At 59.3% G+C, this 25020-nt stretch carries 26 protein-coding genes; 12 read left to right on the top strand and 14 right to left on the bottom strand.

Going from position 1 to position 25020, the window contains the following annotated elements; translation table 11 throughout:
• Positions 1–151 precede the first annotated feature (151 nt).
• The 5 genes from DFS28_RS27790 to leuD all read left to right on the top strand — a co-directional run bounded on the left by DFS28_RS27790 (position 152) and on the right by leuD (position 5310).
• Positions 152–835 carry a response regulator gene (locus tag DFS28_RS27790; RefSeq protein WP_074878741.1) on the top strand — a complete coding sequence of 228 codons (684 nt, stop codon included), beginning with the start codon at positions 152–154 and terminating at the stop codon, positions 833–835.
• Entirely contained in the window at positions 832–2157 is a 1326-nt protein-coding gene (locus DFS28_RS27785; protein ID WP_111452337.1) for an ATP-binding protein, read from the top strand. Before DFS28_RS27790 ends, DFS28_RS27785 begins: the two co-directional genes overlap by 4 nt.
• Positions 2158–2438: 281 nt before the next feature.
• Positions 2439–2924, top strand: a complete 486-nt coding sequence (locus DFS28_RS27780) for a GNAT family N-acetyltransferase (protein WP_111452336.1) — start codon at positions 2439–2441, stop codon at positions 2922–2924.
• 353 nt (positions 2925–3277) lie between these two features.
• Positions 3278–4699: a 3-isopropylmalate dehydratase large subunit gene (gene leuC / locus DFS28_RS27775; protein ID WP_111452335.1), complete on the top strand. Its 1422-nt coding sequence runs from the start codon at positions 3278–3280 to the stop codon at positions 4697–4699.
• Positions 4696–5310: a 3-isopropylmalate dehydratase small subunit gene (gene leuD, locus DFS28_RS27770; RefSeq protein ID WP_111452334.1), complete on the top strand. Its 615-nt coding sequence runs from the start codon at positions 4696–4698 to the stop codon at positions 5308–5310. The genes leuC and leuD overlap by 4 nt, the downstream gene beginning before the upstream one ends.
• Positions 5311–5398: 88 nt before the next feature.
• Here leuD and DFS28_RS27765 read toward each other — a convergent pair whose 3' ends face one another.
• The 5 genes from DFS28_RS27765 to soxR form a co-directional block, all read right to left on the bottom strand.
• Complete coding sequence (locus DFS28_RS27765; protein ID WP_111452333.1) at positions 5399–6349, bottom strand: LysR substrate-binding domain-containing protein; 951 nt, start codon at positions 6347–6349, stop codon at positions 5399–5401.
• Positions 6350–6369: 20 nt separating this feature from the next.
• Positions 6370–7677: a dicarboxylate/amino acid:cation symporter gene (locus DFS28_RS27760; protein ID WP_111452332.1), complete on the bottom strand. Its 1308-nt coding sequence runs from the start codon at positions 7675–7677 to the stop codon at positions 6370–6372.
• Between the two features lie 97 nt (positions 7678–7774).
• A complete protein-coding gene (locus DFS28_RS27755) occupies positions 7775–8650 on the bottom strand; it encodes an alpha/beta fold hydrolase (protein ID WP_111452331.1) in 876 nt (291 codons plus the stop codon).
• A 241-nt stretch (positions 8651–8891) separates the two neighbouring features.
• Positions 8892–9350 (bottom strand): VOC family protein, encoded by a 459-nt coding sequence (locus DFS28_RS27750; RefSeq protein WP_111452330.1) that lies wholly within the window; start codon positions 9348–9350, stop codon positions 8892–8894.
• A 182-nt stretch (positions 9351–9532) separates the two neighbouring features.
• Positions 9533–9979, bottom strand: coding sequence for a redox-sensitive transcriptional activator SoxR (gene soxR, locus DFS28_RS27745; RefSeq protein WP_111452329.1), 447 nt, complete (start codon positions 9977–9979; stop codon positions 9533–9535).
• 95 nt (positions 9980–10074) lie between these two features.
• Between soxR and DFS28_RS27740 the strand changes: the two genes are divergently transcribed.
• Positions 10075–10440: an antibiotic biosynthesis monooxygenase gene (locus DFS28_RS27740; protein WP_111452328.1), complete on the top strand. Its 366-nt coding sequence runs from the start codon at positions 10075–10077 to the stop codon at positions 10438–10440.
• Here DFS28_RS27740 and DFS28_RS27735 read toward each other — a convergent pair.
• The 4 genes from DFS28_RS27735 to msuE form a co-directional block, all read right to left on the bottom strand.
• Positions 10437–11540, bottom strand: coding sequence for a sigma-54-dependent Fis family transcriptional regulator (locus tag DFS28_RS27735; protein WP_111452327.1), 1104 nt, complete (start codon positions 11538–11540; stop codon positions 10437–10439). The two genes, DFS28_RS27740 and DFS28_RS27735, sit on opposite strands and share 4 nt — an antisense overlap.
• A 23-nt stretch (positions 11541–11563) precedes the next feature.
• Positions 11564–12751 (bottom strand): acyl-CoA dehydrogenase family protein, encoded by a 1188-nt coding sequence (locus DFS28_RS27730; protein WP_111452326.1) that lies wholly within the window; start codon positions 12749–12751, stop codon positions 11564–11566.
• Positions 12752–12903: 152 nt separating this feature from the next.
• The gene (gene ssuD / locus DFS28_RS27720) at positions 12904–14049 is read right to left on the bottom strand and encodes an FMNH2-dependent alkanesulfonate monooxygenase (RefSeq protein ID WP_111452325.1); all 1146 of its coding nucleotides are present in this window, start codon (positions 14047–14049) and stop codon (positions 12904–12906) included.
• Between the two features lie 10 nt (positions 14050–14059).
• Complete coding sequence (gene msuE / locus DFS28_RS27715) at positions 14060–14623, bottom strand: FMN reductase (protein ID WP_111452324.1); 564 nt, start codon at positions 14621–14623, stop codon at positions 14060–14062.
• A gap of 400 nt (positions 14624–15023) precedes the next feature.
• Between msuE and DFS28_RS27710 the strand changes: the two genes are divergently transcribed.
• The 4 genes from DFS28_RS27710 to DFS28_RS27695 all read left to right on the top strand — a co-directional run bounded on the left by DFS28_RS27710 (position 15024) and on the right by DFS28_RS27695 (position 19244).
• A complete protein-coding gene (locus tag DFS28_RS27710; RefSeq protein ID WP_111452323.1) occupies positions 15024–15293 on the top strand; it encodes a hypothetical protein in 270 nt (89 codons plus the stop codon).
• Positions 15294–15393: 100 nt separating this feature from the next.
• Positions 15394–16008, top strand: a complete 615-nt coding sequence (locus DFS28_RS27705) for a LysE family translocator (protein WP_111452322.1) — start codon at positions 15394–15396, stop codon at positions 16006–16008.
• A gap of 204 nt (positions 16009–16212) precedes the next feature.
• On the top strand, positions 16213–17370 hold the full coding sequence (locus DFS28_RS27700; RefSeq protein ID WP_111452321.1) for a cysteine desulfurase family protein: 1158 nt from the start codon (positions 16213–16215) through the stop codon (positions 17368–17370).
• Positions 17371–17435: 65 nt separating this feature from the next.
• A complete protein-coding gene (locus tag DFS28_RS27695; protein ID WP_111452320.1) occupies positions 17436–19244 on the top strand; it encodes an aminopeptidase P family protein in 1809 nt (602 codons plus the stop codon).
• On the opposite strand, the gene DFS28_RS27690 is transcribed toward DFS28_RS27695, so the two are convergent.
• The gene (locus DFS28_RS27690) at positions 19237–20145 is read right to left on the bottom strand and encodes a LysR family transcriptional regulator (RefSeq protein ID WP_111452319.1); all 909 of its coding nucleotides are present in this window, start codon (positions 20143–20145) and stop codon (positions 19237–19239) included. The genes DFS28_RS27695 and DFS28_RS27690 overlap by 8 nt on opposite strands.
• A 116-nt stretch (positions 20146–20261) precedes the next feature.
• Here DFS28_RS27690 and DFS28_RS27685 point away from each other — a divergent pair, with 116 nt between their 5' ends.
• Complete coding sequence (locus tag DFS28_RS27685; protein ID WP_111452318.1) at positions 20262–21260, top strand: zinc-dependent alcohol dehydrogenase family protein; 999 nt, start codon at positions 20262–20264, stop codon at positions 21258–21260.
• Here DFS28_RS27685 and DFS28_RS27680 read toward each other — a convergent pair.
• Positions 21257–21847 (bottom strand): 2-hydroxychromene-2-carboxylate isomerase, encoded by a 591-nt coding sequence (locus DFS28_RS27680; protein WP_111452317.1) that lies wholly within the window; start codon positions 21845–21847, stop codon positions 21257–21259. The genes DFS28_RS27685 and DFS28_RS27680 overlap by 4 nt on opposite strands.
• A 35-nt stretch (positions 21848–21882) precedes the next feature.
• Entirely contained in the window at positions 21883–22611 is a 729-nt protein-coding gene (locus DFS28_RS27675) for an SDR family oxidoreductase (RefSeq protein ID WP_102616716.1), read from the bottom strand.
• A 92-nt stretch (positions 22612–22703) separates the two neighbouring features.
• Between DFS28_RS27675 and DFS28_RS27670 the strand changes: the two genes are divergently transcribed.
• Positions 22704–23264 carry a TetR/AcrR family transcriptional regulator gene (locus DFS28_RS27670; RefSeq protein WP_111452316.1) on the top strand — a complete coding sequence of 187 codons (561 nt, stop codon included), beginning with the start codon at positions 22704–22706 and terminating at the stop codon, positions 23262–23264.
• A 15-nt stretch (positions 23265–23279) separates the two neighbouring features.
• On the opposite strand, the gene DFS28_RS27665 is transcribed toward DFS28_RS27670, so the two are convergent.
• Positions 23280–23561, bottom strand: a complete 282-nt coding sequence (locus DFS28_RS27665) for a hypothetical protein (RefSeq protein ID WP_008156219.1) — start codon at positions 23559–23561, stop codon at positions 23280–23282.
• 168 nt (positions 23562–23729) lie between these two features.
• On the bottom strand, positions 23730–24617 hold the full coding sequence (rhtA, locus tag DFS28_RS27660) for a threonine/homoserine exporter RhtA (RefSeq protein ID WP_111452315.1): 888 nt from the start codon (positions 24615–24617) through the stop codon (positions 23730–23732).
• Between the last annotated feature and the right edge of the window lie 403 nt (positions 24618–25020).

Genomic DNA, 25020 nt, shown 5'->3' with positions numbered 1-25020 from the left:
TAAGCCTTATCCCTGTGCAAGTGAGGTGCACAATGGGAGGCGGCGATTAACCGATGATTAACCACAGTGGCCTTGTGGCAATGGCGCTTGCGGCATAATGTCCGCTTAATCGGCCCCCGGCCTAATCACCTTTTTTTCAACAGGTCTCACCATGCACGTACTGGTTTGCGAAGACGACGAGTTGATCGCCAGCGGCATTGTCGCCGGCCTCACCGCTCAAGGCCTGACGGTAGAGCATGTCGCCACCGCATCGTCTGCCCGGGCGATGCTCAAGGTCGCGGAGTTCGATGTGATGGTGCTCGACCTCGGTCTGCCCGATGAAGACGGTTTGAAGCTGTTGCAGCAATTGCGTCACAGCGGTCTGGAAATCCCGGTGCTGATCCTCACCGCCCGGGATTCAGTCACCGACCGCGTCGATGGCTTGCAGGCCGGCGCCGACGATTACTTGCTCAAGCCTTTCGACCTGCGCGAACTTGCCGCGCGCCTGCACACCCTGCTGCGACGGGTGGCGGGGCGTAGCGTCAACCTGATCGAGCATGGTCGCCTGACTTACGACCCAAGCAGCCGCGAAACCATGCTTGGCGGCCAGCCGGTGGACCTTTCCCGTCGTGAGCAATCGCTGTTGCAGGCCTTGCTGCATAACCGGGGCCGGGTGCTGTCGACCGAGCAACTGAAAGACAGCGTTTATGGTTTTAACGATGAGCTGGAAAGCAACGCTCTCAATGTGCATATCCATCACCTGCGGCGCAAACTCGGCAATGGCATTGTCGAGACGGTGCGCGGCCTGGGCTATCGCCTGGGGCCGGCCGATGGCGCAGAGGAATTGAAAAAGTGATGAGCCTGCGTTTGCGCCTGAGCCTGACACTCGGCGCCGCTTTTGCCCTGATCTGGGCGTTGGCGGCGGCCTGGATGCTCAGCGACCTGCGCAATCAGATGATGTTTTCCCTCGACCAGCGGCTGGTGGCTTCGGCGCGGATGGTCGCCGGCCTGATGGAGCAATTGCCGCCATTGCCGAGCAAGGGCGAAGGCACCCATTTCAGCGCTGAACAACTGAATATCCCTGGTGGCATGGCCTGTCAGGTCAGTTCGCTACGTGGCGAAATCCTCGCCCGCAGTCACACCGATCCGCAACAAACCCTGGAAGCCGAGAAAATGGGCTTCCACGACCAGATGATCGACGGTGCGCCGTGGCGCAGTTTCACCCTGGCCCGCGGCGACGTGCGCATCACCACCGCCGACCGGCAGATCGAGCGTGAGGCGCTGAACATGTCGATCCTGCTGGCCGCTTCGGTGCCGGTGGGCGTGGCCTTGCTCGGTTGTCTGTGCCTGCTCTGGCTGGGGATCGGCCAGGGGCTGGCGCCGCTGAATCGCATGCGCGACGCCTTGATGCGCCGCAGCGCCGATTCTCTCGAACCCTTGCAAATCCAGCCGCTGCCCAGCGAACTGCAACCGTTGCTGGACACCCAGAATCAGCTGTTCCAGCGCATCGGCAAGACCATCGAACGCGAACGTCGTCTGACCGGTGACGCGGCCCATGAATTGCGCAGCCCACTAACAGCGATCAAGACCCACCTGCAAGTGGCGCGCATGACCGACGGCGCGGCCCGGGATCAATCCTTGGCCCGGGCCGAAGAAGGCGCCGATCGCCTGCACCGGACCCTGGAGCAATTGCTGTTGCTGGCGCGGGTCGAGGGCAGTCTGTCGTTCGATGACGGCGTGCAATGCAGCGCTGAGCAGGTGGCGAAACTGGCGATTCAGGACGCCGCCAGCGGTGATCGTCAGCGGATCAAATTTCAGCTGCCGCCGAAAATCTCCCACGCCCCGGTGCAAATGCCCGCGGTGCTGTCGATTGCCGCGCTGCGCAACCTGCTGGACAACGCGCTGCGGCATACCCCGGGTGATGGCGCGGTGGAGTTGAGCCTGCAAACCACCGGCAACCGCGTACAGTTTGTGGTTCGCGACCATGGGCCGGGCATTGCCGAAGACGATCTGCAACATTTGACCCAACGCTTCTGGCGTAACGGCCAGAGCACCGGCTGCGGTCTGGGGCTGGCGATTGTTCAGGCAATCGTCCAGCGTTGCGGCTGTACGTTGCATTTCGACAGCCGGCCGGATGGATTGCGAGTCGAACTGACTATGCCGTTGCAACCGGTGTGAACTTCAAAATCCACCCCTCACCCCAGCCCTCTCCCCACAGGGGAGAGGGGGAAAGGGAGCCGATTTTCATGCTTTTCAAAAACTGAGTTCGACTCGGACTTTCAGGTCGATGTAGCTCTAAGAACAACTCGGTCAGTCCCCTCTCCCTCCGGGAGAGGGTTAGGGTGAGGGGGGATTGCGCAAGCACACCAAATGTAACGTCTCTCCATTAGCCACCCGCTTCCCGCAGCGCTATCGTCCCCGGCAGCAGCTTTCTCTCAATGGATTGAGGTAACAGCGCCATGGATGCTCCCCTACACATTTGCAAGGCAACCCCCGCCGACGCCGGCATCATCAGCCGGATCGTCGAACGATCCATCCGCGTGGGTTGCGCGCTCGACCATCGTAACGATCCGCTCATCGTCGCCACCTGGACCCACAACAAGACCATCGACCACGTGCAGCCCTGGCTGGCCGACGAGCGGTTGTACCTGAACATCGCCCTTTTGCAGGACAAACCGGTCGGCGTCGCGATGGCAGCGATCAGCGGCAAAGTGGCGTTTTGTTACGTGCAACCGGAATGGTTTCGTCGTGGGGCCGGACAAGCGCTGGTGCACGACCTCGAAGGCTGGTTGACCGATCAGGGTTTGCGCCAGGCACGACTCAACAGCACCCGCACCAGTGAAGCGTTTTACCGTCATCTGGGTTACCAGCCTTGCGCTGAAACCTTCGCCGTAGCCGGGCTCCACGCCATTCCCATGCACAAAGCGCTGACATCACCTTCATAGAAAGCTGATCGAGGGTCTAAATCCTCGGCGTCCTGATGCGTTTCCAGAACTGGAAAACCTTATTGAGGGGGCGAGAGATGTCAGTCGCTGTCAGCCTAACGCGGGCCGACTGCATCTAAATAAGACGGATGAGCATCGAAAATCCCGAAGGGGGATATGAAAGAAAATGTTTCGCGTTCCTGCGAGCGCATAACCCTTGTGGAAGCGGGCATGCATTCACTTCAGGTTGCGGTGTTTCCTGATCCAACACGAACCATGTTCCAAGGGATCACTTTCAGGCCATTGATGGGAGCGGGTGACTGCCTAAGATGGAGCCCAGACGCTGTAACCCGCGAGCCTGAGCGAGTATTTCCATGACTCCAGCAAGAACCCTCTATGACAAACACATCGATTCCCACACGGTGTGTCGCCTCGATGACCAGGGCCATGTCCTGTTGTACATCGATCGTCAGGTCATCAACGAATACACCAGCCCCCAGGCCTTCAGCGGCCTGCGCGAGGCCAAACGCCGGATCTGGCGTGCCGGAACCGCGTTGGCGGTGGTCGATCACGTCAACCCCACGGCACCCAAGCGTGTGGCGGCCATGCCCGATCCCGGTGGCGCGCGGCAAGTGTCGTACCTGGCGGAAAACTGCAGGGATTTCGGCATCGAATTGCTCGACATCCTCGACAAGCGCCAGGGCATCGAACATGTGATTGCCCCGGAACAGGGCTTCATCCTGCCAGGCATGGTGATTGCCGCTGGCGACAGCCACACGACCACATACGGAGCCCTCGGCGCCTTCGGTTTCGGCATCGGTACCTCCGAGATCGAACACCTGCTGGCGTCACAGACGCTGGTCTACAAACGCCTGAAAAGCATGCGGGTAACGGTGGATGGCGAACTGGCGCCGGGGTTGACCTCCAAGGACGTGATCATGGCGCTGATCGGCCAGATCGGCGCGTCGGGGGCCACCGGGTACGCCATCGAGTTTTGCGGCTCGACCATTGATGCCCTGAGCGTCGAAGCGCGCATGACCATTTGCAACATGGCGGTGGAGGCCGGGGCACGAGGTGCATTCATGGCGCCGGACGAAAAAGTCTTCGCCTACCTCAAGGATAAACCCCGCGCGCCCAAAGGCGAGTTGTGGGAGCGCGCCGTGGAAACGTGGCGCGCCTTGCACAGCGACGCCGATGCGCAGTTCGACCGTGAAGTTTATCTGGACGCCAGCGCGTTGGAGCCGATGGTCACCTGGGGCACCAGCCCGGATCAGGCATCGCCGATCGGCGGTCGCGTGCCTGATCCGCAAGACGTCAGCGACCTGATCCTGCGTCAGGACATGCGTCGCGCCCTGAACTACATGGGCCTTGAAGCCGGCATGGCGCTGAGTGAAATCGTCATCAGCCATGCGTTCATTGGTTCCTGCACCAACGCTCGTATCGAAGACCTGCGCGATGCCGCCAGCGTGGTACGCGGCCAACACGTGGCCAAGCATGTGCGGGCGATGATCGTTCCGGGCTCCACCGAAGTCCGTGACCAGGCCGAGGCCGAGGGGCTGGCGGCGATCTTCATCGACGCCGGGTTCGAATGGCGGCAGTCCGGCTGCTCGATGTGCCTGGCCATGAACGACGATGTGCTGGCGCCGGGCGACCGTTGCGCCTCGAGTACCAACCGTAATTTCGAAGGCCGGCAGGGCGCCGGTGCCCGCACCCACCTGATGAGCCCGGCCATGGTCGCCGCCGCCGCGATCACCGGCCGCTTGACCGACATCCGTCACTTTGGAGACCGCCCATGAGTTTGCAACCCTTCACCCAGGTCAGCGGCAAGGCCGCCCCGATGCTCGCGGCCAACATCGACACCGACGTGATCATGCCCAAGCAATTCCTCAAAGGCATCGACCGCGCCGGACTGGACCGTGGCTTGTTTTTTGATCTGCGGTTTTTGCCCGACGGTTCACTCAACCCCGGGTTCGTGCTGAACCAACCGGCGTGGCAGGGTGCGAGCTTCCTGGTGGTTGGGCCGAATTTCGGCTGCGGGTCGAGCCGCGAGCATGCGGTCTGGGGCTTGAAGCAGATGGGCATCCGGGCGCTGATTGGCAGCAGCTTTGCCGGAATTTTTTATGACAACTGCCAGCGCAATGGAGTACTGCTGATTAGCCTCGATGAGGCCGTGTTACAGCGGCTCGGACAAGTCGTCAGCCAGCCGGACAGTGCCGGGGTCAGCGTCGATCTGGAGGCACAGCAGATCAGGTTGCAGGACGGTCAGGTCATCCCGTTCGAGATCGATACCTTACGCAAGACTTCACTGTTGCTCGGCCTCGATGCGATCGGCAGCACCTTACAGCGTAGCGATCAGATCAAAGCCTTCGAACGCCAACACCTGGCCGCCAACCCCTGGCTAAGCTGAAACACAGATCCAACTGTGGGAACAAGCTCGTTCCCACAGTTGATTTTCTACAGGTACAAATCCCGGTGAGGGCTCGTATTGCGCCAGGCTAAACCGACAACCCCTTGAAATGTTCCTGCAAAAACTCCACACACGCCCGTAACTTCCCCGAATACGCCAACCGCGTCGGGTACACCGCCCAGACGTTGGCGCTTTGTGTGTAGTCGGGCAGTAATTGCACCAATCGCCCCTGTTCCAGCAAGGGTTTCACATCCCACAGCGAACGCAGCAACACCCCGCGCCCATCCAGTGCCCACTGCAAGACAATCTCCCCGCTATTGGACGACAACGGCCCGCTCACACGCACGCTGTCCTGAACCCCGTCGCGCTCCAGGTTCCAGATGCCGAACGCGTTGTCGCGTTCCTTGATCACCAGGCAATGATGCTGCTCCAGCTCGCCCAGCGTCTGGGGTGTGCCGTGTCGTTGCAGGTAGGTCGGCGCCGCGCAAAGCACTCGCCGATTGCTGACCAGGCGCCGGCCGATGTGTTGACCGGGAATGTCATCGCCAACACGGATCTCCAGATCAAAGCCTTCGCTGACGATGTCCACCACCCGATCGAACAGGTCCAGGCGAATCTCCAGATCCGGATAACGCTCGGCCAGTAACGACAGGGCCGGGGCCACATGGTTACGCCCGAAACCGAAACTGCTGCACAAATGCAGACGCCCGCGAGGGCTGTCGTGGGCGTCGGAGAGTTCGTCGTGCAGTTGCTGGAAGTCATCGAGAATCCGCAGGGCCCAGCGCTGTACACGCTCACCGTCTTCGGTCAGGGCGGTGCGGCGGCTGGTGCGGTGAAGCAGACGGGTGCCGAGGGTGGTTTCGAGAATCTGGATACGTTTGCTGACGTAGGCGGGTGACAGGCCCAGTTCATCCGCTGCGGCGGCAAATCCGTTCTTGCGGATGACGGTGAGTAATACACGCAGGTCTTCGGGTAGGGGCACGGTGTCTTTCTTGGTGGTCATCACAGAACGGGCACTGGCGGCATGAGCCGCCAGCATAGCATCGTCGCGAGGGTTGATTATTCGGCGGACAGCTTGGCCGCAGCCGCTGCTGCCCGCGCATGGCGACCGCGCTTGAGGGCTATCGGCGCCATCTTGCTGCGATCCAGTTCGCCTTCCCATGCCGCCACGACCAGCGCTGCGACGGCGTTGCCGATGATGTTGGTCAGGGATCGGCATTCGGCCATGAAACGGTCGACGCCGAGGATCAACACCATCGCCGCCACCGGCACGGTCGGCACTACCGCCAGGCTCGCCGCCAGCGCGACGAAGCCCGCGCCGACCACAGCGCCCGCACCTTTGGAGGTGAGCATCGCCACTGCCAACAGCGTCAGTTGCTGCTCAATACTCAAGTCGATGTTGGTCGCCTGGGCGAGAAACAGCACCGCCAGGGTCATGTAGATGTTGGTGCCGTCCAGGTTAAACGTGTAGCCGGTCGGAACGACAATCCCCACCACCCCTTTGGATGCGCCAAGGCTTTCGAGCTTTTGAATCAGCTGCGGCAATGCCGATTCCGAAGAGCTGGTGCCGAGCACGATCAACAGTTCGGCCTTGATGTACGCCAGCAGTTTGAAAATGCTGAAGCCGGCATAACGGGCGATGCTGCCGAGTACACAGGCAATGAAAATGAACGCGGTCAGGTAAAAGGTGCCGATCAGTTTCAGCAGCGGCAGCAACGAACCGAGGCCGTATTTGCCGATGGTGAACGCAATCGCACCAAACGCACCGATCGGTGCCACGCGACTGATGATGCCGACAATGCGGAAGAACACTTCGCTGGCCTGATTGATCACGCCCACCAGCGGCCGGCCCTTTTCACCGACCATCACCAGGGCAATGCCGAACAGTACCGAGACGAACAGCACAGGCAGGATTTCTCCCTTGGAGAACGCATCAAAAAAAGTCGTCGGAATCACGTGCAGCAAGAAACCGGTGACGCCTTCGCCGTGTCCGGCCTGGCCGACAAAATCGGCAATCGCCGAGGAGTCGAGCGTCTTCACGTCGATGTTGAAGCCCGCGCCCGGATGCAGCAGATGCGCCGCCAGCATGCCAATCGCCAGGGCAATGCTCGAGACGACTTCGAAATACAGCAATGCCTTGCCGCCCACCCGACCGACCTGCTTCACATCGTGCATGCTGGTGATGCCGCAGACTACTGTGCAGAAGATGATTGGGCCGATGATCATCTTGATCAGCTTGATGAAGCCATCGCCCAACGGCTTGAGGTCGACGCCGATTTGCGGCCAGTAATGACCGATCACAATGCCCAGGGCGATGGCGATGAGCACCTGCACATAGAGGGTTCCCAGCAGTTTTCTGATTGTCATTTTTATTATCTCGATACGTTTTTTGGGCATGACGATCCCGCGCAGGCCAGTGGCGGCCCGCGGTGGGAGGTGAGTTCAGGTCAGTAAAGCGCGGGTGTCAGCGCAGGAAACCCAGGACTTCGGCGAGTATCAGGTCGGGGGCTTCTTCGGCAAGATAATGGCCGGCGGGCAGCGCTTTGCCGCGGACGTTGGCGGCCACGTGTTGCCATTCCTTGAGCGGCTCGAAGCAGCGTCCGACCGTGCCTTCGGCGCCCCACAGAACCAGCAGCGGCAGGAGCAGGTGACGGCCGGCGTCGATGTCGGCGCGGTCATGTTCCAGATCAATGCCGGCGCTGGCGCGGTAGTCCTCGCAGATACCGCGCGCGGTGCCCGGCAGTTTCAGGCAGCGCAGGTATTCGCCAAAGGCTTCAGGGGTGAACGGTTTGAGTCCGGCGCTGCGACTGCCCATCACGCTGCGCAGGTACGATTCGGGGTCGGATTCGATCAGTGTTTCTGGCAGCGGCGCTGGGCGGATAAGGAAGAACCAGTGCCAGTAGGCGCGGGCAAAGGCTTCGTTGGTTTGCGCATACATCGACAGGGTGGGCGCGATGTCGAGCAACACCAGGCGTTGCACGGCGTCGGGATGATCCAGCGCCAGACGATGGGCCACGCGGGCGCCACGGTCGTGGGCCAGCACCGAGAATTGAGCGAAGCCCAGGGACTTCATCAGCTCGACACCGTCCTTGGCCATTTCGCGTTTCGAATAATGGGTGTGGTCATCGTTGGCCGGCGGCTTGCCGCTGTCACCGTAACCGCGCAGGTCGGCGGCGATCACGGTGAAGTGTTCGGCCAGTTGTTCGGCAACCTTGTGCCAGATGACGTGGGTTTGCGGGTGACCGTGCAGCAACAGCAGGCCCGGCCCGTTGCCGCCGATGCGGTAGGCAATGTCCACGCCGTTGACGTGGCGCTGGTCTTTCAGGAATCCGGCAAACATGGGAGTGACTCCTTGTTGTAGTTGCTTGCATCCTGAAATTGTTGAGCGGTTACGGCAAGGCGCAAAGTGTGGTGCGCTTGTTCATGAAATGTGTTCAAGGGGATGTGCGATGTTTGTGAGGGCCCTATCGCGAGCAAGCCCGCTCCCACATTTGATCTCAGTCGTACACATAATGTGTTCGCTGAAAATCTAATGTGGGAGCGGGCTTGCTCGCGAAGGGCCAGACCATTCGATGCAAAACTCAACCCTGACTGAACATCTCCTTCGCCCGCTGCTCGATCTGTTGCTGAGTCAGATCCTCCTTGCGCGTGGCCAGAAACCACAGATGCCCATAGGGATCCTTCAAAGTCCCCGAGCGGTCGCCATAAAACTGATCCTTGACCTCGGACACCACTATGCCGCCAGCCGCAATCGCCTGTTTATAAGACTTGTCCACATCGTTCACATACAGATGCAGACCTACGGACGGCGACTTGTCCGGATTGCTCAGCGGACCCTGATCGCATGGCGTGCCAAGCATGATCGGGCAATCGCCGATACGCAGTTCGGCGTGGCCGATGCCGCCATCGGGCATGGACAGGCGCATGACTTCGGTGGCGCCAAAGGCTTTCTTGTAGAACTCGATGGCTTCGGCCGCTTTTTGAATGCCCAGATACGGGGTGATGCTGTGATAACCCTCTGGAATAGGTTTGACGCTCATGATCGTTCTCCCTGATTTTTTTGTAGATGGAAGATTTCACTTCGCCGCTTTTCAGCAGGACCAATAAGTGTAGGTGCTGCCAAAAATGGCGATGTCTTGATTTTGATCCTCGGCATTCACCAAGTTCACAAAAAAGATCACCGGCCCGCGGCTGCATTCCCACCAGAGCGTGGGAACGATCATTACAACAGCTGCGGCCCCGGCCCCTGTTCCCCCAACACATCACCAAAGTTGCGCAAAGGACACGCCTCCATCGACAGACACCCACAGCCAATGCAGCCATTGAGCTTGTCCCGCAGCAAGGTCAGCTGATTGATCCGCTCATCCAGATCCCGACGCCACTGCGCCGACAACACCTTCCAGTCCGCCGCCGTCGGGGCGCGGTTATCCGGCAGGGACTTGAGTGCCTCGCCAATCTCCGACAACGGAATGCCCAATCGCTGAGCCACTTTGATCAACGCCACCCGTCGCAACACCTCCCGTGGATAACGCCGCTGGTTGCCCAGGTTGCGATTACTTTTGATCAAACCCTTGGATTCGTAAAAGTGCAGCGCCGTGACCGCGACACCGCTGCGCGCCGCCACTTGGCCGACGGTGAGTTCCTTGTGCAGATTTTCCGAGGTGATCATTTAAAAAATGCCCCTTGACCTCAAGTTAACTCGAGGTTTTACCCTGCAGGCCTTCGGATCGCAAGATCCGGCTTACACGTCAGTGGGGACTTTTCATGCAAGCGTCAGAGAAAAATCGCAGCTTCACCCAATTGATCGAATTCGAGATTGAACCCCATCAACAGCCCGCACTGGTGTCGGCTCTGTCGAAGCAGACTGAGCGTCTCGCCCAGGGTTACAGCGGTTTTCTGAGTGCCAGCATTCAGGCCAGCGACGATGGCCGGCGGGTGCTCAACTACCTGCAATGGCAAACACGCGAGGCGGGACAAGCCGCGTTTCAAAGCTTTGAAAGCGGCGAGCAGGATTTCTGGCAACTGATCCGTGCCCATCAGGCGAAAACCGTGACCTTCGGCTCGTTCCAGGTGCTGCACAGCCTGGAACGCAGCCACGACAATGCGCTGCACTGCAATCTGGTGGGTTAGATCGACAGCTGCATGACACGCTCGCCCTGAAGGTTTTCCGTGGGCCGGCGCTTGTTCACTGCCAGTTCGCCGATCTTGATCAGTCGCGTGCGCGTTACGTTGCGGCTCAAGCCCAGCAGTGCGGCGGTGTGCACCTGGTTGTAATGGCTGAAGCGATAGGCGGCTCGCAGCAACGCGTCTTCGACTTTCTCGTGCAGCGCTCCGGCCTGTTCTTCGAAGAGCTTTTGAAAGGCCCGATTGAGCAGGGCTTCCGGTGAATCGTCGACGGTGCTGTGGTAATCGTCCTGACGCTCGATGCGCATGTTCGACAGGCGCAGGTCGTCGCGTTCGATCACGCCGTTGCGGCAGATCAGCAGGGTGTGGTGAATGACGTTTTCCAGTTCGCGAATATTGCCCGGCCAGCTGTAGCCGCGCAGTTTCAGCTCGGCCTCTTTGCTGATGCTGATGGTGCCGTAGCCGAGGCGCTGGCTGTAGGCTTCGACGAAATGTCGGGTCAGCGGCAGGATGTCGCCGGGGCGGTCGCGCAGCGGGCTCAATTCCAGGCTTACCACGTCGAGGCGGTAGTACAAATCCTCGCGGAAATGCCCGGCGTTGATGGCTTTCTCCAATTGCACGTTGGTCGCCGCCAGCACACGGACATTGATGGGAATGCTCTTGCGCGAACCCAGTCGCACCACTTCGCGCTCCTGCAATACCCGCAACAACTTGACCTGAATCGCCATCGGCAAATCGCCGATTTCATCGAGGAACAAGGTGCCGCCATCGGCCTCCTCGAACCAGCCGGCCTTGGCGCTCAACGCACCGGTGAAGGCACCTTTTTCATGGCCGAACAACTCGGCTTCCACCAAAGATTCGGAGAACGCGCCGCAGTTCACTGCCACGAAAGGCCGGTTACGGCGGGCGCTGAGGTTGTGGATATGCCGCGCCACCAGCTCCTTGCCGGTGCCGGTTTCGCCGATGATCAGCACACTGGCTTCACTCGGTGCGACTTGTTGAATGTGGGCGAGCAAGGCCTGGGATTTCGGGTCTTCGAACACTTGCGCCGTGGCGCGGATCGAGGTGGCCAGAGCGGGCGAGGGCGGTAAAGTCAGCAGTTGCATGGGCAGGCTCCATGAAGAGAAGGCTATGAATAGAAAGTCGGGATCGGCAGGGACTGGTTCAGCGCCCAGTCACCCAGCTCATGGAGTTTGTAATCCACCGGGTCGTGCAGGGTTTGCGTGCGCAGGTTGCGCCAGTGGCGATCCAGTCGCAGTGAGGCATGAGTTGAACGGGCGCCGGTCACTTCGAACAACCGGCTACAGAGTTCCAGACCGTTGCGAGTGGCAGCGACCTTGGCCGTGGCGATGGCGGTAGCGAGATGCCCACGTTCTTCGGCACTGAGGTTCGGGCCTTTGGCCCACGCCTTGTCGAGCAATCCGGCAGCGCGCTCCACCAGCAGTCGAACACTTTCGAGGGCGACCCAGAATTCGCCGTAGTGGCCGAGTACATAAGGGTCCTGACGCACATCCTGAGCATTGGATTTGTGCCACGGACGGCTTTCGGTGAGGGTGTATTGCCGCGCTTCTTCGAAGGCCCCTTCGGCAATGCCGAGGAACATGTGGGTGAAGGTCAGCTGGGCAATCAACGGCCGCAGGCAGGCGAATGGCGTACTCAGCGGACCCGGATCGAGCAGCAATTCCGACTCTTCGACCCGCACCCGTTCGAATGTTGCGCTGCCGCTGTCGGTCTGGCGCTGGCCCATGTTGTTCCAGTCGTTATGCAAGGTGATGCCGCTGCGACCGCTGGGAATCGCGGCGATCAACAGCTTACCGCCAGCGTTTTCGTCGACGGCCGAGGCGATCAGCATTTGCGAATCGCTGGCGCCGGAGCAGAAGCTTTTCTTGCCGGAAAACTCACGCCAGCCGCCGAGATTTTTCACCACAGTACGGGTATCCAGCGGGTTGAGGGCGTTGCCCCAGAACCAGTTTTTGCGCGCGGTCTGTTCGAACCACGGCTGCCACTGCTCGGGCCGGGCGAACAGGCGCACGGTGGCGAGCATCAAGTGATGGAAGCCGAAAACATGGGCAATCGAACTGTCGACCTTGGCGAACTCGCGCACGATGGTCAGGGTGTCACTCCAGCTGGCGCCGAGGCCGCCGTACTGCACAGGAATGCTTAACGCGAGCAGACCGCTGTGGCGCAAGGCATCACGTTCGGCTTTGGGCGTACCGCCACGTTCATCGCGCTCGACAGCGGTCAGGGCAAACTCGGCCGCCAACAGACGGGCGGTTTGCAAGGGGGATATCAGGGCGCTGTGTGGTTTGGCCGTCACGCAGATAATCCTTATTGAAATCGACACAGATCCCCTGTGGGAGCGGGCTTGCTCCGGGCGGCGATCCGACGAAGGCGTCCGTACCGTCAACATTGATGTTGAATGTTATGGCCTCTTCGCGAGCAAGCCCGCTCCCACAGGGGATTGCCTAGTCAGGCCGTGGCTTTGGTGGGCAGCACATCATTGGCAATCATTTCGCCAAACGGCCCGGTCAGATTAGTGACGCCGCGCCCCGCAAGGCTGGCGTACGGCTCAGGCAACAGCGGGAACACCAACTCGGCAAAACGATAAGCCTCTTCGAGGTGCGGATAGCCGGAGAAGATAAAACTCTCGATCCCCAGGTCCGCGTACTCCTTGATTCGCGCCGCCACTTGCTGCGGATCGCCCACCAACGCCGTCCCGGCACCGCCACGCACCAGACCGACACCCGCCCAAAGGTTGGGGGATATTTCCAGGTTGTCACGACGCCCGTCATGCAACGCGGCCATGCGCCGCTGACCTTCGGAATCGAAACGCGAGAACGACTTTTGCGCGGCCGCGATGGTCTCGTCGCTGATGTGCTCGATCAGTTTGTCTGCGGCTTTCCAGGCCTCTTCGGCGGTCTCGCGAACGATCACGTGCAAGCGAATCCCGAACTTCACCGTGCGACCGTTTCGCGCGGCACGCTCACGCACATCGGCCAGTTTTTCTGCCACGGCGGCCGGTGGTTCACCCCAGGTCAGGTAAACATCAACCTGCTCGGCGGCCAGTTCATGGGCGGCTTCGGAAGAACCGCCGAAGTACAGCGGCGGATAAGGTTTTTGCACCGGCGGATACAGCGCCTTGGCGTTCTGCACTTGCAGGTGTTTACCTTCGAAATCCACCGATTCGCCTTGCAGCACACGGCGCCAGATTTGCAGGAATTCGTCGGTCACTTCGTAGCGTTCGCTGTGATCGAGGAAGATGCCGTCGCCACGGTTTTCATCCGGGTCACCGCCCGTGACCACGTTGATCAGCAAGCGGCCATTGGACAGTCGATCCAGTGTCGCGGCCATGCGGGCCGAGACCGTCGGCGAGATAATTCCTGGCCGAATCGCTACCAGATAACGCAGGCGTTCGGTCAGCGGCACCAGCGCCGAAGCAATCACCCACGAGTCCTCGCAGGAGCGCCCGGTGGGAATCAGTACACCGTGGTAGCCGAGGCTGTCGGCCGCCTGGGCCACTTGTTTCAGGTAGTTGAGTGTCACCGGGCGAGCGCCCTGAGTGGTGCCCAGATAATGGCCGTCGCCGTGAGTCGGCAGAAACCAGAAAACATCCATGAAGAAATCCTTAAGCGATTTTCAGTAGATTTTTGGGGTGCACGCCAAACAACGGCGCGGCGCGTTCTGCAGCAAGACGTATGCGGGCCTTCAAGGGCTCACTGGTTATTTGGTAATGGGAGAAATCGGCTTCGGTGGCGTAGACGCCAATCGGCAAGGTCAAGGCCTGGAAGAAACTGAACAGCGGGCGCAACTGGTGATCGAGAACCAGCGCATGGCGTTCGCTGCCACCGGTGGCGGCCAGCAATACCGGCGTGTCGATCAATGCATTGAGGTCGATCAGGTCGAATAGATGCTTGAGCAGTCCAGGGTAGGAACCGCGATAAACCGGCGCGGCGACGATCAGCAGGTCGGCATTCTCGATCGCTTGCAGCTCGGCTTCGATCTCGGCGCTCAACTCCTGACGGGACAGCGCGGCACCCAACGGTCGGGCGATGTCACCCAGTTCAATCAGCTTGCTTTCAATCGGTAATTGTTCGGCCAGTTGCGCCAACAGCGCCTGGGTCAGCACCAACGTGCGGGACGGACGCCAGGTACCGCCGGAGAGGGCAACGACTTTCAATGGACGCGACATGATCAGTTCCTTTTTAAACAGTTGCTCAGGGAGCAGTGAGTAGTCACTGACAGAGAGCAAGAGCTATACCAATCCCTCGGAGCCCCTGTTTACGGGGCTTTCAGCGCGTTGGCCGGTAGACACTGTGCGAATGGCAGAGCTGTTTGTTGAATGACTGTTGCCTGGCAAACAGTTGCTTGGGCAACAGTGCGTGAAGCGATGACCGTTGTTATAAAGGCTCGGTGTTATTCCGTAAAAGACATTAAATTAATATTTATAGATCGTTTGGAGATATAAGGCGTTCTACCTGAGCAGCATTAGTCAAAGTCGATAGCCACTATCGAGAGCGTTGATTTCTGCAGATCGGATGCGCGGCGTAGCCTGTGTTCATTGCCTCGAACCAGATGTCAGGACGCTCACAATGAAACCTCTAATCGCTACTTTCTTGCTGCTTGCGGTCTCCGTTCTCGCCGGATGTGCCAGCCATGTTTCCCCGGAATTACGGCCGTACACCGCAGAAGAAACCAGAGAATTGGCACTGGAGGCGTTGAATCGTCGCGGTTTGTCTTTCGACGAATACCACGCGAAAAAAGCCGAATTGCTCGGCCAACCGCAAAAATCGTTCAGTTTCGACAAAAAAGGCGAGATGAACGCCGAACGTGCTGTACAGCTTCACGGTCGTCCTAGCTGATCGAAAACTGTACCGCTTGAAGTTTCACGCAACTGTCCATGGGTTTCCCGGAAGGCCTGCGATAGGGTCAACACCTGACTGATCCAATGGACTGCCACCCATGACGCTCTCGCTCGATTTGCTGCTGGGCTTCGCCCTGTTTGCCCTTGTCACTTCGATTACGCCCGGCCCCAACAACACGATGTTGCTGGCATCGGGTGTGAACTTCGGCTTTAACCGCACCATTCCCCACATGCTTGGCATTACCTGCGGCTTCTTCGTGCTTGTGGTGGCGGTAGGTTTTGGCTTGGGCGCGGTGTTTCAAACCTATCCTTTGCTCTACAGCGTGCTGCGTTACATCGGCGCGGCGTATTTGTTGTATCTGGCGTGGAAGATTGCCCATTCGGGACCGGTTTCCGAGCGTGAAAAGGGCGGGAGCAAGCCGATCAGTTATTTGGGCGCCGCCGCATTTCAGTGGGTCAATCCCAAGGCGTGGATCATGGCCATCGGTGCCATCAGCACCTACACGCCGATGCAGGGTTATTTCACCAACGTGATCGTGATTGCGGCGGTGTTCGCCTTGATCAACCTGCCGAGCGTCAGTGTCTGGGCAGGCTGCGGCACGCTGTTGCGCAACGTGCTGAAGGATCGCCGCTGGTTGCGGCTGTTCAACTGGGGCATGGCCTTGCTGCTGGTGGCTTCGCTGTATCCGTTGTTGCTAGAAAGCTTTAGGTGACGCATTGCTTCAACCGGTTGCCCGATGCCTGTTAAGCTCGACTTCAGGAGCGTTCCTACGCACTTTTAAATGAAGTTGTTCTTCTTTAACGGCCTCCGATCAGGTATTTCTAACGCTCTGAACGATCGGCGCAGCTCACGAGGCTGCGCTTTGACGTTTCAGTGACGAGCCTCCTGATCCCGGAACATGCTCTGCGAGTCTTCTATGAATAAACGTCCTCTGTATTTCGACTACGCCGCCACCACGCCGGTGGATGAGCGGGTCATCAAGGTCATGGTCGAGTGTCTGGGTTTTACCGGCAACTTCGGCAATCCGGCGTCCAGCTCCCATGCGTTCGGTCAACAGGCCCGGCAATCGGTCGAGCAGGCGCGGCGCCAGGTCGCCGATCTGGTCGGCGCTCAGGCGGACCAGATCGTCTGGACCTCCGGCGCCACTGAATCAAACAACCTTGCCCTCAAGGGCGTGGCCCAGGCTCGCGGCGTTTCTGGCGGCCACATCATCACCAGCCAGATCGAACACAAAGCGATTCTCGACACGGCAAAGCAGTTGCAGGACGCCGGCGTCGCGGTGACTTATTTGGTGCCTGACGCCGAGGGTTTGATAACCCCGCAAGCGGTCAGCGAAGCAATGCGCGAAGACACCTTTCTGGTGTCGCTGATGCTGGTCAACAACGAGCTGGGCACCGTCAACGACATCTCGGCCATTGGCGAAGTCGTGCGTGCTCGCGACGCGTTGTTCCATGTCGACGCGGCTCAAGGTGCAGGCAAAGTGGTGATCGACCTGGCCCGGTTGCCAGTGGATCTGATGTCGTTTTCCGCCCACAAGATTTATGGCCCCAAAGGCATCGGCGCGCTGTACGTCGGGCCGCGGGCGCAGCAGCGTTTGCAGGCGCAGATCCACGGCGGTGGTCACGAGGGCGGATTGCGTTCCGGCACCCTGGCGACTCACCAGATTGCTGGCATGGGTGTGGCGTTCGCCTTGGCGGCCTCTTCATTCGATGAAGAGAAAGCCACGATCGTCCGGTTGCGTGAACGCTTGCTTGAGCAATTGCTGAGTATTCCCGGCATTCGCCTCAATGGCAGTTCGACCCAGCGCATTCCTCATACCTTGAGCCTGACCTTCAACGAAGGTGAGTTCAATTCCGCAGCGTTGAGCACCTCGATCGCGTTTTCCGCGACCTCGGCCTGCAATTCCGCGAGCAATGCGCCCTCCCATGTGCTGCTGGCCCTGGGGCATGACGCCCGTTCGGCGAGTCGCACCATTCGCTTGAGTCTCGGCCGGTTCACCACCGAGCAGGACATCGACCAAGCGGTACACCTGATTAAAGCGGCCTGCGCCAGTGCCCCGGCATTTTGGCAATAAGGTCTGAAAGTGTCGGCGTTGATCGACACTCAACAATAATGATGAAGTGATTAGCAGGAGACACGATGAGTACGCAGCCTTCGATCAATGGATCGGTGCCCCAGCGCCTGGCGCAAACCCGCGAACTGATGAGCCGGGAGGGCATTCACGCTCTGCTGGTGCCGTCGGCCGATCCGCATCTTTCGGAATACCTGCCGGGTTACTGGCAAGGGCGGCAATGGTTGTCGGGGTTCCATGGCTCGGTCGGTACGCTGATCGTTACGCCGGACTTTGCCGGCATCTGGGCTGACAGCCGTTACTGGGAACAAGCGACCAAGGAACTCAAGGGCAGCGGCATCGAACTGGTCAAGCTGCAACCGGGTCAGCCCGGCCCGCTGGACTGGCTGGCCGAGCAAACCCCTGAAGGCGGCGTCGTTGCAGTAGATGGCGCGGTAATGGCCGTGGCTTCGGCGCGTACGTTGGGTAGCAAGCTCGAAGAACGCGGCGCCCGTCTGCGCACCGACATCGATGTGTTGAACGAAGTCTGGAGCGACCGTCCGACACTGCCCAATGAGCCGATCTATCAACACCTGCCACCTCAGGCGACGGTCAGCCGTGGCGAGAAACTGGCCAAGCTGCGTGAGGTTTTGAAAGAACGCGGTGCCGACTGGCATTTCATCGCCACCCTTGATGACATCGCCTGGCTGTTCAACTTGCGTGGCGGTGACGTGTCGTTCAACCCGGTGTTTGTTTCCTTTGCCTTGATCAGTCAGCAGCAGGCCACCCTGTTCGTGGCGCTGAGCAAGGTCGACACCAAGCTGCGCGCGATTCTCGAACGGGACGGCGTGACCCTGCGCGATTACAGCGAAGTGGCCGCCGCCTTACGCGCCGTTCCGAGCGGGGCGAGCCTGCAAGTCGATCCGGCGCGCGTCACCGCCGGCTTGCTGGATAACCTGGATAGCGGCGTGAAGCTGATCGAAGGCCTGAACCCGACGACGTTGGCCAAGTCGCAGAAAAGCCTGGCCGATGCCGAGCACATTCGTCAGGCCATGGAGCAGGACGGCGCGGCGCTGTGCGAATTCTTCACCTGGCTGGACACTGCGCTGGGTCGTGAGCGCATTACCGAACTGACCATCGACGAGCACCTGACGGCGGCGCGTACCCGGCGCCCGGGCTATGTATCGCTGAGCTTCAACACCATTGCCGCGTTCAACGCCAATGGCGCAATGCCGCACTACCACGCCACCGAAGAAGAACACGCGGTGATCGAGGGTGACGGTCTGTTGTTGATCGACTCCGGTGGCCAGTACCTGGGCGGTACTACTGACATCACGCGGATGGTGCCGGTTGGTACACCAACCGATGAGCAGAAGCGCGATTGCACGCGGGTGCTCAAAGGCGTGATTGCGTTGTCCCGTGCGCAATTCCCTCGCGGCATTCTCTCGCCGTTGCTCGATTCGATTGCCCGCGCGCCGATCTGGGCTGAAAGCGTTGATTACGGTCACGGCACCGGTCACGGCGTTGGCTACTTCCTCAACGTGCACGAAGGCCCGCAGGTCATCGCCTATCAGGCCGCCGCGGCACCGCAAACCGCGATGCAGCCGGGCATGATCACGTCCATCGAACCGGGCACTTACCGTCCGGGCCGCTGGGGTGTGCGGATCGAGAACCTGGTGTTGAACCGCGAGGCGGGCAAAAGCGAATTCGGTGAATTCCTGAAGTTCGAAACCCTGACCTTGTGCCCGATCGACACTCGCTGCCTGGAACCGTCGCTGCTGACTGATGACGAAAAGCAGTGGTTCAACGCCTACCACGCCGAGGTGCGCCAGCGCTTGAGCCCGTTGCTCGATGGCGCAGCCCTTGAGTGGTTGAACACCCGGACGGCGGCTATTTGATCGGTTGGAGTTCAGGCGCTTCTTCGAGCGCCTGGCTCATGTAGTCGACAAAGGCTTTGACCCTGGCGGATTGGCGACGATTCGCCGGGGACACGGCATGAATCGGCAGTGACTGGGCGCTGTATTCCAGCAAAATCGCGGTCACGCGTCCCGCCTTCAAGTCCTCGCTGAACAGCCAGACCGGTGACAGCGAAATCCCCAATCCCCCCAGTACCATCTCGCGGATGGCCTCGGAGTTGTTGCTTTGTGCGTTGCCCTTGATTCGCACTGCGTGACGTTGCGCCTCTCTCTCGTAAACCCATAGGTTCTGACTGTTCAGCAGGTTGAACTGCAGGCAGTTGTGTCCGCTCAATTCTTCGGGCGTTTGCGGGTGGCCGTGTTGCGCAAGGTAGTTGGGGGCTGCGACGGTCACTCGGTGGGTGGTGCCGATGCGGCGGGCAATCAAACCGCTGTCGTTCAACTCGCCGATCCTGAAGGTGACGTCCAGTCCTTCACTGACCAGGTCCTGATTTTGATCGCTCAGTTGCAGATCAATCTGTACGTGAGGATATTTTTTGAGGAATGCCGGCAGTCGCGGAGCAATCTGCAAGCGCCCGAAACTCACGGACGATCCGATTTTCAGGTTTCCGGCAACAGCTTCGCGGCCGGAGTGAAAACTGTGTTCTGCGGCGTCTACGGCCGCCAGAATCTGTCGACATTCGCTGTAGTACCGCTGACCTTCGTCAGTCAGGGACAGTTGTCGGGTGCTGCGGGAAATCAGCTTTCCACCCAGTTCAGTTTCCAGTGCTCGCAGCACTTTGCTGATGGTCGGCTGGCTGGTCTGCAATTCCCGGGCGACGGCAGAAAAGCTGCCACGTTCGACAACGCGAACGAAGATCGCCATTGCATTGAGTTTGTCCATGGGGTTTCTCATTGATGCCAAATGGGCATGGTCACTATAGCTATATAGCGCCTTATCGGCATGAGTGAGGGGGAGGAAGATTAATCCCACAGCCACCTCTGACGGGAAATTGCGAAATGACTGACTCACTTGAAATGCGCGCTCTGATTGTTGATTCGGCCAACGGGCCTTTACGCTTGGCTTCCGTTCAACGGCCCGTGCCTGAGACCGGTCAGGTATTGGTCAGGATCAAGGCCAGTGGGGTGAACCCTCTGGATGGAAAGATTCGCTCGGGTCAGGCTGCTCATGCGCGCCAGCCATTGCCGGCGGTATTGGGTATTGATCTCGCGGGAACAGTGGAGGCGTTGGGGGAGGGTGTCAGCGGATGGCTGCCGGGTGATGAGGTCTATGCAATGGCCACCGGCATTGGCGGTGCGCAGGGCTCACTGGCTGAATACGCCGCCGTCGATGCACGACTGCTGGCGCGCAAGCCAGGCAATCTGAGCATGCGCGAGGCGGCAGGGTTGCCGTTGATACTGATCACGGCGTGGGAAGGATTGGTGGATCGTGCGCGGGTGCGGGCGGGACAGAAAGTGCTGATTCACGGCGGTGCGGGTGGTGTCGGGCATGTGGCTGTGCAAATTGCCCAGGCTTTCGGTGCTGACGTGTTTGCCACCGGGTCGGCCGGGAAGCAGGCGATCATCGAAGGGTTCGGTGCGACGTTTATTGATTATCGTAAATCATCGGTCGAGGAGTATGTGGCTGAGTACACGGCGGGGGAGGGATTCGACATTGTCTACGACACGGTGGGTGGTGAGACGCTGGACGCTTCATTCAAGGCTGCTCGGGTTTACCAGGGGCATGTCGTGAGTTGCCTCGGATGGGGGCAGCACAGTCTTGCGCCGCTCTCGTTTCGTGGGGCGACTTATTCTGGAGTGTTTACCTTGTTGCCGTTGCTGACTGGCAAGGGGCGCGAGCACCATGGGGAGATACTTCGGGAGGCTGCGCGGTTGATCGAGGCAGGGCAGTTGAAACCGCTGCTCGACCCTCGGCAGTTCACGCTGCAAACCGCCGAGGCCGCCCATGAGCTGCTCGTCTCGGGAGCTGCGCAGGGGCGGTTGGTTGTCGAGATCTAACTCAGGGCTTCAAGGACGAAGTCCAGGCGATCCTGGCCGAAGAACAGCTGATGATCGACAAACATGCTTGGGGCACCGAATACACCCCGTTGCACTGCTTTCTCTGTGTTGTCTTTGAGAGTGGCTTTGACTTCCTCGTCGGCGGTCAAGGCCAGCACCTCATTTGCATCGAAACCGTTCTGTGTCAGTACTGACGCGACGGTCGCAAGGTCATCGAGGCTGCGGCCTTCAACCCAGAGGGCGTGGAACAGGCAATCGATGAACGCCTGAAAGCGTTCGGGATGGCGCAACTGCATGCCGGTGACGGCGCGCATCAGCATCAGGGTGTTGATAGGGAAGTGGGGATTGAACTTCAGTGGCACACCATAGCGCTTGGCATAGCGGTCCAGATCTTGAAACATGTAGCGGCCCTTGGCGGGGATAGCCGCCGGGGAGGCGTTACCTGTGGCTTTGAAGACGCCACCCAGCAAGATGGGTATGAAGATCAACTGGCTGTCGGTCTGCTCGCAGATCTTCGGTAGTTGGGTATAGGCCAGGTAGGTGGCGGGGCTGCCGAGGTCGAAGTAGAACTCCACGGTTTTGCTCATGGTCGATGCGCTCTGTTTTTTATTGTGGGGAGGGCTTACCAGCGTTCGCTCCAGGGGCGAAGGTCCAGCTCGAAGGTCCATGCGTCACGGGGCTGGCTGTGGAGGTACCAATAGTTCTCGGCAATGTGCTCTGGATTGAGAATGCCGTCCTGATCCTTGGTCGCATACTTTTCGGGGAAACTCTCGCGGATGAAATCGGTATCGATGGCACCGTCGACTACCACATGGGCGACGTGAATATTCATCGGCCCCAGTTCACGCGCCATGCTTTGCGCCAGGGCACGAATCCCGTGCTTGGCGCCGGCGAACGCCGCAAATCCTGAGGCTCCACGCAGGCCGGCGGTAGCACCGGTGAACAGGATAGTCCCGCGTTGACGCTTGGCCATGCGCTTGGCCACTTCACGAGCGTTGAGAAATCCTGAGAAGCAGGCCATTTCCCAAATCTTGAAATATTTGCGCGCGGTTTCTTCGAGAATGCTGCAAGGCACATTGGCGCCGATGTTGAAGACAAACGCTTCGATTGGGCCAATCTGGCTTTCGATCTGCTCAACTAACGCAATCACGTCCTCTTCCTTACGCGCATCGCAGGCAAATCCGTGGGCTTCACCGCCATCGGCCTTGATGGCATCCACCAGCGGCTGGAGTTTGTCAGCGCTGCGGCGGGTGACACACGCCACAAATCCTTCCTGCGCAAAGCGTTTTGCAATTGCACCGCCGGTGGCATCCCCAGCACCTACAACCAGTACGACCTTCTTGTTATTCATGGGTAGATCCCTTTGCTAAACGATCGTTAACCAAACGAACGTTATGCTACGATTCGGCAAGCGTCAAGGCGATCAATTCTGAGGGCAAGGCAATGCGTTACTCGGCCAATCACAAACTGGAAACCAAAGAGAAACTACTTCAAAGCAGTGCGGTGTCTGCCAAGAAGTCTGGTTTTTCAACGGTGGGTGTCGACGGCTTGATGAAGGCAATCGGGTTGAGTGGCGGGGCTTTCTACAGTCATTTTTCATCGAAGGATGAGCTGTTCGCTTCAATCGTCGAGCGTGAGTTGTCTCAAAGTCTGGAGCGTTTAGAGGCGGACCGGAGTCGCGAGAAGCTCCAGCGCTGCCTGAAACACTACCTGAGCATGGCTCATGTTGAGCATCCGGAATCCGGCTGTGCTTTGCCGGCATTGGGGGCTGAGATTGCACGTTCAGACGTGATGATTCGTCAGCAGGCGGAGAACTGGATTTGTCGGCTTCAGAAGAGTTGGGCGCAAGTTCTGGACAGCGACAGCCTGGCCTGGGCGATTCTGTCGCAATGTATCGGTGCGTTGGTCATTGCGCGAATGCTGGCCACGCCGGACATTCAGCGCACGGTACTGAAGTCCAGTTACGATGAGATTGGCCGCCAGATCGCAGGTCCACGAACCTGACAAGGCGGCATCAATCTATTTGCAGATGACGATCATGCTGCGGCTGGTATAGCCGGCAGGGTTGAGGCCGAACGGGTAATCGCCTGGTTCTTCTACAGCGTCCCCTGACTTGGCGATGACCTTGTAACCTTTGGGAGCGCACGAGTTGGCAGCGCTGGTGTAGCACTTGTCCCAGGATGACGAGAGCCCGGAACAGTTGATATGCAGCCCTCTCTTGCCGTGTTTTACCTGGGTTTTCGATGTCGCCGCGCAGCCCGCAACCGCAAGTACGGCGATCAGTATCAAAATTCGTTTCATTACTGTCCTTATAGCGTCCCCGGATCTTTGCGCCCGGGTCTGGCTGCATTCGCTTTTGCTTGAAGCGTTCTGATATCCCTATCTGAAAAATCCATGTCTGACACTGGGTTACGGGCCTAAACATGGCCTAATTGCGCGGCAAATACCAGACCCTCGTCAAATCCTGTTTCAATCTGCAGCGACAGCGGGCTTGGCCGCGCTCCCCATCGTCATGGTCGCGCCTATGGAAGCCAGAATGATGCACATGATGGCCATCCATTGAGACAGTGAAAGGTACTCATGGAGAAACAACAGGCCTGACAGTGCGCCGATCGCAGGTTCAATGCTCATCAACGTGCCGAATGTCCGGGTCGGGATTCGGGTGAGTGCGACCATCTCCAGCGTGTAGGGCACGGCGGTGGACAGAATGGCGACAGCGATGGCCACGGGGATCAGTGAGGGAGTGAGCAGCGCGGTACCAGCATGGACGATGCCGATAGGGGCTACAAAAAATGCCGCAATCATCACCCCCAGTGCCGCGGTCTGCACGCCATTGTCGGCGCCGGCCTTTTGGCCGAACAGAATGTAAAGCGCCCAGCAGACACCTGCGCCCAATGCATAGCCGGCGCCTACCAGATCGATCCCCGCGGTCGTTTCTCCCATCGGTATTAACAGCAGCAAGCCGACAGCTGCCAGGGCGATCCACAAAAAGTCGATCGCGCGACGTGAGGCGTAGATGGCTACCGCCAGTGGGCCGGTGAACTCCAGCGCAACCGCGATACCGAGGGGGACGGTTTGCAAGGACATATAGAAGAGGAAGTTCATACCGCCCAACGCCATTCCGTAGACGATGACGGTGCGCAGGGATTTTGCGGTGAGCTTCGCTCGCCAGGGGCGCAGTATCAACATCATGATCACGCTGGCGAAGATCAGCCGCAGGGTGGTAGTCCCTTGCGCGCCGATAATGGGGAACATGCTTTTAGCGAGGGAGGCCCCCGACTGGATTGATGCCATGGCTATCAATAGCAGGCCAACCGAAAACAGGGTCGAGGCAAGGCTGCGAGGTTGGTCATTCATGGTGTGGCATCGTCCGAAGTAGGAAGCGAGAGTGATATTGGGCAATATACTGCGCCTCATGGCGGGCGCGTCTATATATAAGCAGCGATTTTGAGCGTCCGTAGAGAAAAGCGTAATTAACGGTTGACGGCAGATTGTGGAGGTCTATAATTCGCCCCACTTCCGGCGCAGTCGAAACGGAAAACTCCTTGGTAAACAATGAGTTACGCAGTTTTCGACAGCGAGTTGCTTCAGGTCATCGAAGCCCAGAAGAAGTTGAAAGAGCGAGGTGGTTTGGCTCTTTTGACGATTCGATCTTCTCGGTCGAAAGCGGTGTAAAAGAGGTGTTGACAGCAGCGAGTAACGCTGTAGAATTCGCCTCCCGCTAACGAGAGATCGAAAGCGCAAGTGGTTGAAGTTGCAA

It is taken from the genome of Pseudomonas sp. 478, from assembly GCF_003254125.1.
Lineage (GTDB): Bacteria > Pseudomonadota > Gammaproteobacteria > Pseudomonadales > Pseudomonadaceae > Aquipseudomonas.
Note: the sequence above shows the minus strand (reverse complement) of the source record. Positions and strands in the feature narration are given on the sequence as shown.